Annotated in this window: 12 protein-coding genes; 3 read left to right on the top strand and 9 right to left on the bottom strand. The window is 71.2% G+C overall.

What is annotated here, in order from left to right; all coding sequences use genetic code 11:
- Positions 1-407: citrate/2-methylcitrate synthase (locus tag V7Q31_RS10045; RefSeq protein ID WP_333833638.1), on the top strand; the 407-nt coding region annotated here is incomplete at its 5' end.
- A gap of 22 nt (positions 408-429) precedes the next feature.
- On the opposite strand, the gene corA is transcribed toward V7Q31_RS10045, so the two are convergent.
- From corA to V7Q31_RS10025, 4 genes are all read right to left on the bottom strand, one after another.
- Positions 430-1,404: a magnesium/cobalt transporter CorA gene (gene corA, locus V7Q31_RS10040; RefSeq protein ID WP_333833637.1), complete on the bottom strand. Its 975-nt coding sequence runs from the start codon at positions 1,402-1,404 to the stop codon at positions 430-432.
- 91 nt (positions 1,405-1,495) lie between these two features.
- Positions 1,496-2,200, bottom strand: coding sequence for a type 1 glutamine amidotransferase domain-containing protein (locus tag V7Q31_RS10035; protein WP_333833636.1), 705 nt, complete (start codon positions 2,198-2,200; stop codon positions 1,496-1,498).
- Between the two features lie 249 nt (positions 2,201-2,449).
- The gene (gene arfB / locus V7Q31_RS10030; protein WP_333833635.1) at positions 2,450-2,869 is read right to left on the bottom strand and encodes an alternative ribosome rescue aminoacyl-tRNA hydrolase ArfB; all 420 of its coding nucleotides are present in this window, start codon (positions 2,867-2,869) and stop codon (positions 2,450-2,452) included.
- A gap of 241 nt (positions 2,870-3,110) precedes the next feature.
- Positions 3,111-4,004: a methylated-DNA--[protein]-cysteine S-methyltransferase gene (locus tag V7Q31_RS10025; RefSeq protein ID WP_442976463.1), complete on the bottom strand. Its 894-nt coding sequence runs from the start codon at positions 4,002-4,004 to the stop codon at positions 3,111-3,113.
- Between the two features lie 124 nt (positions 4,005-4,128).
- Between V7Q31_RS10025 and V7Q31_RS10020 the strand changes: the two genes are divergently transcribed.
- On the top strand, positions 4,129-4,710 hold the full coding sequence (locus tag V7Q31_RS10020) for a YqaA family protein (RefSeq protein ID WP_333833634.1): 582 nt from the start codon (positions 4,129-4,131) through the stop codon (positions 4,708-4,710).
- A complete protein-coding gene (locus tag V7Q31_RS10015) occupies positions 4,707-5,204 on the top strand; it encodes a disulfide bond formation protein B (RefSeq protein WP_333833633.1) in 498 nt (165 codons plus the stop codon). The genes V7Q31_RS10020 and V7Q31_RS10015 overlap by 4 nt, the downstream gene beginning before the upstream one ends.
- Here V7Q31_RS10015 and V7Q31_RS10010 read toward each other — a convergent pair.
- From V7Q31_RS10010 to V7Q31_RS09990, 5 genes are all read right to left on the bottom strand, one after another.
- Entirely contained in the window at positions 5,177-5,761 is a 585-nt protein-coding gene (locus tag V7Q31_RS10010) for an HNH endonuclease (protein ID WP_333833632.1), read from the bottom strand. The genes V7Q31_RS10015 and V7Q31_RS10010 overlap by 28 nt on opposite strands.
- 235 nt (positions 5,762-5,996) lie before the next feature.
- Positions 5,997-6,671, bottom strand: a complete 675-nt coding sequence (locus V7Q31_RS10005) for an alpha/beta hydrolase (RefSeq protein ID WP_333833631.1) — start codon at positions 6,669-6,671, stop codon at positions 5,997-5,999.
- Positions 6,668-7,297, bottom strand: a complete 630-nt coding sequence (locus V7Q31_RS10000) for a DNA-3-methyladenine glycosylase family protein (protein WP_333833630.1) — start codon at positions 7,295-7,297, stop codon at positions 6,668-6,670. The genes V7Q31_RS10005 and V7Q31_RS10000 overlap by 4 nt, the downstream gene beginning before the upstream one ends.
- A gap of 51 nt (positions 7,298-7,348) precedes the next feature.
- The gene (locus V7Q31_RS09995; protein ID WP_333833629.1) at positions 7,349-8,866 is read right to left on the bottom strand and encodes a gamma-glutamyltransferase; all 1,518 of its coding nucleotides are present in this window, start codon (positions 8,864-8,866) and stop codon (positions 7,349-7,351) included.
- 74 nt (positions 8,867-8,940) lie between these two features.
- The gene (locus V7Q31_RS09990) at positions 8,941-10,545 is read right to left on the bottom strand and encodes a phosphoenolpyruvate carboxykinase (protein ID WP_333833628.1); all 1,605 of its coding nucleotides are present in this window, start codon (positions 10,543-10,545) and stop codon (positions 8,941-8,943) included.
- Positions 10,546-10,638 lie beyond the last annotated feature (93 nt).

Below are 10,638 nucleotides of genomic sequence, written 5' to 3'. Positions count from 1 at the left end.
AGGACGACCCGTTCCGCCTGATGGGCTTCGGCCACCGCGTCTACAAGAACTTCGACCCGCGCGCGAAGGTTATGAAGCAGTCCGCCGACGAAGTGCTCGGACTGATGGGCATCGAGAACAACCCGACGCTGCAGGTCGCCAAGGAGTTGGAGCGGATCGCGCTCGAGGACGAATATTTCATCGAGCGCAAGCTTTATCCCAACGTCGACTTCTACTCGGGGATCATCCTCGACGCGATGGGTTTCCCGACCTCGATGTTCACCGCGATCTTCGCGCTGTCGCGCACAGTGGGGTGGATCGCGCAGTGGAAGGAGATGATCGAGGACCCGCACGGCAAGATCGGCCGCCCCCGCCAACTCTACGAAGGCGCCGCCGCGCGCGACTACGTGGACGTCGAGAAGCGCTGACCGACCGCCCCCCGGCGCGGCGTCAGAGCCAGCCGCGCCGGCGGAAATACAGCATCGGCGCCACCGCCGAGACGATCATCAGCCCGAGCGCCATCGGATAGCCGAAAGGCCATCCCAGCTCCGGCATGATCTCGAAGTTCATCCCGTAGATCGAGGCGATCAGCGTCGGCGGCAGGAAGGCCACGGCGACGACCGAGAAGATCTTGATGATCTGGTTCTGCTCGATGTTGATCAGACCCAGCGTCGCGTCGAGCAGAAACTGGACTTTCTGCGACAGGAAGCTGGCATGGTCGCTGAGCGACCGCGCGTCCCGCGCGAGCGTCTTCTGGCGGGCGCGCAAATCCTTGTCGATGTGGTTGGCGGCCATCCACTGGCCGAGAAATCCGATCGCGCGCTCCAGCGTCATCAGGCTGTTGCGGATGTCGGACAGCTTGTCGCCCTGCCGCCCGATCCCCTTGAGCACGTCGCGCAGCGCGTCCGCCCCGACCGCCGCCCGCTCGGCCCCCGCGCCGAACACCTTGTGCGAGAGCGCGTCGATGTCGAGCGCGGTGCGCTCGAGAATGTCGGCGAGCCGGTCGACGACGGCTTCGAGAAGCGCCATCAGAACGCCTTCCGCCGTGCCGCAGCCCGGCGCGGACTTCTCGGCGCGTCGCGGGAAGGTCTCGAAGGCCTGAGGGGCGTGGTAGCGCACGGTGATCAGCCGCCCTGAGGCGAGCACGAAGCTGACCGGGGCCATTTCCGGGTCGTCGGAGTCGCCGCGCGCGGGCAGCAGAACCGTCATCACCAGCGCGCCGTCTTCCTGATAGAGGCGGCTCGAAGCCTCGATCTCCTCCATCTCCTCGCGCGTGGGCGCGTCGACCCCGAGCGCGTCCTCGACGCGCGTCTCCTCCTCGCGGGTCGGCGCCATCAGGTCGAGCCAGACGACGCCCTCATCCGCGGGAGACGCGTCTTCGGCGAGACGCAGCGCGCCCTCGACATGACGAAAGGTGCGAATCATCTGCGGCGCTCCGGCTGGCTCGCGCGGACGCTAGAGGGCCGGGGCCGTCACTTCAAACGCCGTGCGCGCCCCGTCGCCGGGGCGCGGGGGCTCAGGCGGCGATGCGGGCGCCGCGGATCATCTGGACAAGCGCCTCGGCCGTGGCGACCGAGGAGGCCGGGTTCTGGCCGGTGATCAGGAACTCGTCGACTTCGACATGGGGCTGGAACGGCGCCGCCGGCTCGATGATCGCGCCGAGGTCGCGCAGCTTGCGCTCAAGCGAGAACGGGATGGCGGCGTCCATGCCGACCGCCTTCTCCTCGGCGTCCGAGAAGCAGGCGACGCGGCGGCCGCGGGTCAGCGGCTGGCTGCGCTTGTCCATCACCGGCACCAGCGCCGCCGGACCGTGGCAGAGCGCGGCGATCGGCAGGCCCTTGAGGGCGAACTGCTCAAGCGCGACGGTCAGCTCGGGCGAGGCGGTGAAGTCCCACATCGTCCCGTGGCCGCCGGGCAGGAACACCGCGTCATAGGCGGAGGTCTGGACCTGCCGCAGCGCGGGCGCGGCTTTCAGGCCCTCCTGCAGGCGGGCGTCGGCGAGGCAGCGGCGGACCGCGTCGGTCTGCGCTTCCTCGGTCAGGCTGCGCGGGTCGATGGCGGGGGCGCCGCCCTTGATGGTGGCGATCTCCGGCGACATGCCGGCGTCCTCGAAGGCGTAGAACGGCGCTGCGAACTCCTCGAGCCAAAGGCCCGTCTCGCCGCCATGCATCCCCATGCGGGCGTTGGACGTCAAAATCATGAGAATGCGCGTTTGCGCCATGTCGTGCTCCTCCGGTCTGGTCGGCAGCGCGAACTGCGGTCGGGCCGAAGGCCGTCGACGGCGAACTGCGCATGCGCGAGTGCAGCGCGGAACGCCGCGCGCTTGATGAGAGAGCAGATAAGGCGTCCAACGATGATTTTCCAAGGGGCGACGGGAAATTCCCCGCGCGGGCCCGCAATCGGTGCGACGCATCCCATTGACATCGATCAGATATGCAGGCTGCGCATGTCGGCCATGCGGGGGACCGGTTCACTCAGTTTCGGGCGCGCCGCGCAGTTTCTTGACGGCGCCGCGATGGGTCTTGGCGTCGAGTCGCCGCGCGCGGGCGCCGGCGCCGGGGCGCGTCGGGATGCGCGGGCGGGGGCGCTCCAGCGCCTCGGCGACGAGGGCCGCGAGCCGCTCCCGCGCATCTTCGCGGTTGCGGATCTGGCTGGCGAAGCGGTCGGCCTGGATCACCACGGCGCCCTCGACGGTCCAGCGCCGCCCGGCGAGCCGGCGCAGCCGGGCCTTCGCGTCGGGCGGCAGATGCGGCGAGCGCGCCGCCTCGAAGCGCAGCTCCACCGCCGTCGAAACCTTGTTGACGTTCTGCCCGCCGGGACCCGAGGCGCGCACGAAACGCTCGGTCAGCTCCCATTCCGCGAGCGCGACAGTCTCGGTGATGCGGAGCATTGGAAACCGGAAGTCTGGGGGAGGCCGGAACGGAAAAGGCCGCCTGCGCGGCGGCCTTCCGTGATTTCGGGCGCCCGACCGGGATGGGACCCGGCCCGCGCGCGGTTCAGAGGAAGAAAGGCTGCTCCCTTCCGCCGACGACCTGCGCATTCCCTGCCGGACGCTGCGAAGTCACTGACATGGGACCACCTCCTTTCCGTTGTTGAACCTGTGCGAAGCGTGCCAGCCGCGGGCCTTGCGATCAAGCGTTTTGCGCGGCCTCCCGCGCTTCGGCGCGCGCGCTCTCCCAGGCGAGCATCGCGCGCTTGACGCTGAGACCCCAGTGATAGCCGCCGAGCCCGCCGTCGCGGCGCAGGGCGCGGTGGCAGGGGATGAGGAAGCTGATCGGGTTGCGCCCGACCGCCGTTCCGACGGCGCGCACCGCGCGCGGCGCGCCGATGCGCTCGGCCAGCGCCGAATAGGTGGTGAGCGCGCCCTCGGGCACGTTCAGCAGCGCCTCCCAGACCTTGATCTGGAACGGCCCGCCCATCGGGGCGAGCGCCACCTCGCCGCGCGTCTCGCCGAAGGCGGCGGACACCCATGAAGCAAGCGCCTCCGGCGCCTCGACGTAGTCCGCCGCGGGCCAGCGGCCCCGCATGTCGGCCAGCGCCGTCTCGCGCCCCTGTTCGGCGGCGAAGGCGAGGCCGCAGAGGCCGCGCGCAGTCCCCATCGCGAGCGCAGGGCCGAAGGGCGTGTCGAACCAGCCCCAGGATATCCGCAACCCTTCGCCGCGCCGCGCCCATTCGCCGGGGCTCATCGCCTCCCAGCGCACGAACAGATCGTGCAGCCGGCCCGGCGAGGACAGGCCGGTCTCGTAGGTCGCGTCGAGCACGCTGGCGCGCTCGGCGAGGAGGCGGCGCGCATCGGTCAGCGTCAGGTGCTGGAGATAGCGCTTGGGGCTGACGCCGACCCAGCGGCTGAAGGCCCTCTGGAAGTGCGCCGGGCTGAGCCCGACATGGGCGGCGACGGCGTCGAGCCCGGGCTGGTCGGCGCGGCGGTCGTCGAGAAAGGCGAGGGCCGCCTTCATCAGCGGATAGAGGGCGGCGGCGTCGGGCGGCGCCGTTGCGCCTGCGGGCGCGGCGGATGCGAGGGTCATGGCGGCGTCTCCTTCCGGCGCGAACGTGGCCCAAGCGCCGCATCGCCGCCACCCGTTTCCTGCGGCCCGCGCGGCGCGGCGATTCCCCTTTGCGGCGCTGCGGCGCAATGCTACCTCGCCGCTCATGTTGCGCCGCCTCTACGACTGGACCCTGCATCTCGCCGAGACGCCCCATGCGATGTGGGCGCTCGCGATCGTGAGCTTCGTGGAAAGCTCGGTCTTCCCGATCCCGCCCGACATCCTGATGATCCCCATGATCATCGCGCGCCCCGACCGCGCCTTCCGGATCGCCGCCGTCTGCACGGCCGCCTCGGTGCTCGGCGGGATGGCCGGCTACGCGATCGGCGCGCTGCTGCTCGAGCAGGTCGGCCGCCCGGTGCTGGAGTTCTACGACAAGTGGGACAAGTTCGCCGAGATGAGCGCGCGCTTCAACGAATACGGCGCCTGGGCGGTGCTGTTCGCAGGCGTCACGCCGTTCCCCTACAAGGTGATCACGATCTTCTCGGGCGCCACGGGGCTCGACCTCGTCGTGTTCACGCTCTCCAGCATCGTCGCGCGGGGTCTGCGCTTCTTCCTGATCGCCGCGCTGCTGTGGAAATGGGGCGCGCCGATGAAGAAATTCATCGAGGACCGGCTCGGCCTGATGGCGACCATCTTCTTCCTGCTGTTGTTCGGCGGGTTCCTCGTGGCGCGGTATCTCGCGTGATCGGGGGTCTGCGCGCCCCCGGCGCTCTGGCCGCGGCGGCGACGGCGGGGTGCTTCGCCGTGCTGCTCGCCTCGCTTGGCTTCGAGCATCTGGCCGGACTGCGCCCCTGCGATCTGTGCTACGTCCAGCGCGGGGCGCACGCCGCGGGCTTCGCGCTGGGTGCGCTCGCGCTGACGCTCCGGCCGCAGGCGTTGTGGCGCTGGGCGGCGGCGGCGGGAGCGGCGGCGCTCGCCTTCGGCGCGGCGACGGCGGTCTATCAGGCGGGTCTGGAGCAGGGCTGGTGGGAGGGCTTCACGGCCTGTTCCTCGCCGGTGCGCTTCGATCTCAGCCCCGAGGAGCTGATCGCCCAGCTTCAGGCGGCGCCCATCGTGCGCTGCGACGAGGTCCAGTGGTCGATGCTCGGGCTCAGCATGGCGGCGTGGAACGTGCCGCTTTCCGCCGGACTGGCGGCGTTGTTCGGCGCGGCCTACGCGTCGAGTTCGGCGTCCCAGTAGAGATAGTCCATCCAGCTGCGGTGCAGGTGGTTGGGCGGAAACTTGCGCCCGACCGCCTGAAGTTGCGCCGAACTGGGCTGCACGGGCCGGCGGGCGAGGCGCATCCCGGCGCGGGAGAGCGTCATGTCGCCTTTCTTCAGATTGCACTTCCCGCAGGCGGCGACGACGTTCTCCCAGGTGGTGCGCCCGCCCTTCGAGCGCGGCAGCACGTGGTCGAAGGTCATCTCGCCCTTGGCGCCGCAATACTGGCAGGTGAACTCGTCGCGCAGGAACAGATTGAAGCGGGTGAAGGCGGGCCAGGCGGCGGGCTTGACGTAGTCGCGCAACACCACGACCGAGGGCAGGCGGATCTCGGTCGAGGGGCTGCGCACCGTGGCGTCGTATTCGGCGACGATGACCACGCGGTCGAGGAACGAGGCCTTCACGGCCTCCTGCCACGGCCAGAGCGAAAGCGGGAAATAGCTGAGAGGGCGGTAATCTGCGTTCAGCACGAGGGCGGGATGGTCGCGGAGGCTGGCGGGACTTCGCACGAAACTCGAGGCGAACGCGACAGTCATATCGGCATTTCTCCCATCCCGGCGGCGCGGTCTGGCGAGGCGAGACGGGACGTCCACGCCCCTGCGACGCAGCAACTATATCTGGCGGACGCCTGGCGATAAACCCTCTAGATGCGGACCGCTCCCGCTTGCCTTCGGACTGTAGCAATGGGCCGCGACGGTTTTGCGACGCAGCCGGTTTTCCCCTGTGCCCACAGAGTTATCCACAGATCGTAAAGGTTGCGTTCATCATGATCTACGCCTCCGCAATTGCTGCGGCGCCGCGAAGCCGCGGGGCGAGGAACTCCGCCGCCAGCGCCAGCGCGTCCGGCCCGATGCCGTGGCCGACGCCCGGCGAGACGTGCCAACGCAGTTCGAACCCCTGAGCGCCGAGCGCCGCCCGGGCTTCATGCAGGGCCCCGACCGGGATCACCTCGTCGCGGTCGCCATGCGTCAGCAGGATCGGCGGCTTGCTGAGGATCGGACCTTCCTCCGCCGCCTCCATGTAACGGCCCGAGAAAGCGACGATCGCCGCGACCGGATCGGGGCGGCGGGGCGCCACATGCAGGCTCATCATCGCGCCCTGGCTGAAGCCGAGCAGCGCCGTCCGCGCCGCCGTCAGACCTTCGGCGACGATGGTCTCAGACAGCCAGGCGTCGAGGGTCGCGGCGGCGGCGCGGAACCCCGCCTGCATCGCGGCCTCGGAGGAGCCGTCGATCCACGGGATCGGAAACCACTGATATCCCATGGGGTTGACCGAACAGCGCTGTGGCGCGTCGGGGGCGATGAAGACGGTGTCGGGCAGCGCGGGGGCGAGCATGTCGGCCAGCCCGATCAGGTCCGCCCCGTCGGCGCCATAGCCGTGCAGCAGCACGGCGAGCGACTTCGTCCGCCCCGACGCGGCGTCCCGGCGTCTCGTTCTCAGCGTCATTCGGCGACTCCCTCCCGGCCCTTGGCATGGGCGTAATAGGCCCAGAGCGCGCGCGCCGCCACCGCCCGCCACGGCGACCAGCGCGACGCCATGTCGCCGAGCGCGCGCGGGGCCGGGCGGGCGTCGAGACCGCAGAGCAGCCGCGCCCCCTCCTGCAGCGCCAGATCGCCGGGCGCGAAAACGTCGGGCCTGCCCTCGCAGAACATCAGGTAGATTTCGGCGGTCCACGGACCGACGCCGGGAAGCGCCGTCAGAGCGGCGACGGCCTCCGCCTCGGGGGCCTCGCGCAGCTTGTCGTAGTCGAGTCCGGCGGCCGCGAGCGCGCGGGCGCAGCGGAGTTTCGCCGCAGACAATCCACAGGCCCGGATCGCCGCGTCGGAGGCGTCGGCGAGCGCCTCGGGCGCGGTCAGCCCCGCCGCCTCCAGCCGCCGCCACACGGCGTCGGCGGCGGCGACCGAAAGCTGCTGGCCGGTCACGATCCGCAGAAGCCCCGTGAAGCCGTGCGGGCGACGGCGCAGCGGCGGCGGGCCGGCTGCGTCCAGCGCGCGCCCCATCGCCGCGTCGGCGCGGGCGAGCCAGGCGCAGCCCTCGGCGATGTCGTCCTCGGTCTCGATGCGGCGCGTCATGGGCGGCACGCTAGCGGAGCGGCGCCGGCGATTCAAACGGGCCGCCGCCGCTCACCCGACCGCAGCGGCGCCCGCCCGACGCGGATCGCCCGCCGCCGACGCTCCGCCGCGCGCGTCGCGCATCGCGACATGCGCGCCGCCGAAGAACATCGACGGCTCGGGCCAGACGGTCGCCTCGGGCCAGTCCTCCAGCAGGGCGGCGCGGTCGACCTCGGGGAAGGCGTCCTCGAAATCGAGTGTCGGGGGCGCGCCGCCCTCGACATGCAGGCGGGGCGCGGCGACGGCGTCCTCGGGCGGCGCGCCGTCGTCGATCAGCCGCATCAGAACTTGCGCCATCGCGCTGCGGATGCGGTTCGAGCCGCCAGAGCCGAGCATCGCCAGCCGCCCGTCGGGCCACTCGACCGCCGTCGGCGCCATCATCGAGGACAGCCGAACGTCCGGCGTCCATCCGAGCGGCTCGGGGACCAGATCCGCCTCGCCGAGCATGTTGTTGGGCATGACGCCCGTCCCCGGCGCGATCAGCCCGCAGCCCTCGCCGTTCGACAGCGACAGCGCCGCGCCGAAGCCGCGCCCGTCCACCGCCGAAATGTTGGTCGTGCCGCGCCGCGCGGGCGGATGGCGCAGCGCCGCGCGCAGCTGCGCCAGCAGCGCCGGATCGGCGAGCCTGCGAACGCCCGCCTCCGCGTCGGCGTCGAGCCCGGACAGACGCCGCCCCTGCGCCGCCGCCGCCATCGCGCGCGCCAGCAACTGCGGCGAGGCGCCCGGCTCCGCCAGCGCGAGAATCAGCGCCGCCAGCGCGCCGCCCGCCGCCGGCGCGGGGTTGAGATGCAGCCGCGCCCGCCCGCGCCCGACGCGCATCGGTTCGCGCCAGACCGGGGCGTAGGCGGCCATGTCCTCGCGCGTCAGATGTCCTCCGGCGCGGCACAGTTCGGCCAGCGCCGCTGCAGGCTCGCCCTGCTGCATGAAGCGCGCGCCCTCGGCGGCGAAGGTCTCGAGCAGATCGGCGAGCGCCGGATTGGCGTAGGTCGCGCCGGCGTCGGGCGTGCGGTCCCCGCCTGCGCAAAAGGTCGCGCGCGCCTCGGGACTGGCGAGATAGATCGGCGCGACGATCCCCAGAACCTGCGTCTGGAAGGGCTCGAGCGCCGTCCCGCGCGCCGCCGCCTCGACTGCCGGCGCTGCGAGGTCGCGAAACGGCGCGCGGCCATGGGCGCGGTGCGCCTCCCACAGGCCCGCCGCCGCCCCCGGGCAGGCGATCGCGCCCGCGCCGATGGAGAAACCCTGCGTCGCCGGCCCGAAATCCGCGTCGATCCCGCGCAGATCGACCTCCGCTGCGGAGCGCTTGCGGCGCGGCGTCTGGACGAAGAAGTCGAGCAGCCTGGCCGGCCCGTCCCGCGGGCGGACCATCAGAAAGCCGCCGCCCATCGGCGAGGCGAGCACCGGCTCGGCCACGCAGGCCGCCAGCGCCCCGGCGATCACCGCGTCCACCGCCGAACCGCCTTCGCGCAGCACCTCGCCCGCCGCCTGCGCGGCCAGCTTCGAGCCCGCCGCCACTGCGAATGTCGCCGCCATGCCAAGCCTCCGCGCTTCCCGCGCGGGGATGCAGGGCGCTGCGCGCGGGGTCAAGCCCGCGCGCGCCGCAGAGGTCAGGCCGCGACCAGCGCCGCCGCCTTCACGTCCGCTCCGACATGCGGCTCGTACTGCGCGAAATTGTCGACGAACATCTTCACGAGCTTCAGCGCCTGCGCGTCATAGGCGTCCGGGTTCGCCCAGGTGCGGCGCGGATCGAGCAGCGCGTCGTCGATCCCAGGCACATGCGTCGGCACGTCGAAGCCGAAATTCGCATCGGACCGGAACTCCGCCTGCGCCAGCGAGCCGTCGAGCGCGGCGGTCAGCAGCGCCCGCGTCGCCTTGATAGGCATGCGCTTTCCGGTCCCGTAGGCGCCGCCGGTCCAGCCGGTGTTGACCAGCCAGCAGGTCGCGCCGTCGCGGGCGATGCGGTCGCGCAGCAGCGCGCCGTAGACGTCGGGGCGGCGCGGCATGAAGGGGGCGCCGAAGCAGGTCGAGAAGGTCGGCTCGGGCTCGGTGACGCCCTTCTCGGTCCCGGCGACCTTGGCGGTGAAGCCCGACAGAAAGTGATACATCGCCTGCGCCGGCGTCAGCCGGGCGATCGGCGGCAGCACGCCGAAGGCGTCGCAGGTCAGCATCACCAGCGTGCGCGGCTTGCCGGCGAGGCCGGTCGCGGAGGCGTTGGAGATGTAGGGCAGCGGATAGGCGACGCGGGTGTTCTGCGTCAGGCTCGCATCCTCGAAATCGAGCGCGCGGGTGTAGGGGTCGTACACCATGTTCTCGACCACGCTCGCGAATTTCGTCGTGGTCGCGTAGATTTCGGGCTCGGCCTCGGCGGAGAGGTTGATGGTCTTGGCGTAGCAGCCGCCCTCGAAGTTGAAGAGCCCGTCATCCGACCAGCCATGCTCGTCGTCGCCGATCAGGGTGCGGCCGGGGTCGGCCGACAGCGTCGTCTTTCCGGTGCCCGACAGGCCGAAGAAGACTGCGGCGTCGCCCGTGTCGCCGATGGCGTGATTGGCCGAGCAATGCATCGGCATCACGCCCTTTTCGGGCAGCACGTAGTTCATCAGCGTGAAGATCGACTTCTTGTTCTCGCCCGCATAGGAGGTGCCGCCGACGAGGATCAGCTTGCGCTCGAAGCACATGGCGATCACCGTCTCCGAGCGGCAGCCATGGCGCTCGGGGTCGGCCTTGAAGCTCGGGCAGTTGATCAGCGTGTAGTCGGGCAGGAAGGTCGCAAGCTCGTCCTGCGCCGGGCGGCGGAGCATGTGGCGGTTGAACAGCGCGTGCCAGGCGAGTTCGGTGACCAGCCGCACGCTCAGACGGTGCTCGGGGTCGGCGCCGGCGTAGAGGTCCTGCGCGAAGACCTCGGCGCCTTCGAGATGGGCGACCATGTCGGCGCGCAGCCGCTCGAAGGCGTCCGGCGTCATCGGGCGGTTGTTCTCCCACCAGATCGTCTTTTCGGTGAGTGCGCAGCGCACGACGTGCTTGTCCTTGGGCGAGCGACCGGTGTGCTGCCCGGTTGACACCATCAAGGCCCCGCCCTGGCCGAGCGCGCCCTCGCCGCGGGCGAGCGCAGCCTCGACCAGCGCCGGTTCGAGCAGGTTGTAATGCGCCGCCTTGAGGCCCCGGATCCCCTGATCTTCAAGCCGCATCGCGGAATTCACTGCGCCGGTGTCCATGCTTGTCGCTCCCCCACGGCCCCGCTGCGGGTCGCCAATGGCCCACGGGGCGAATCGTCACGTCGTGTTGACATGCGTCTGCATACCCCGCTT

Source organism: Rubrimonas sp. (genome assembly GCF_036788415.1).
Classification (GTDB): Bacteria; Pseudomonadota; Alphaproteobacteria; order Rhodobacterales; family Rhodobacteraceae; genus Rubrimonas.
Note: the sequence above shows the minus strand (reverse complement) of the source record. Positions and strands in the feature narration are given on the sequence as shown.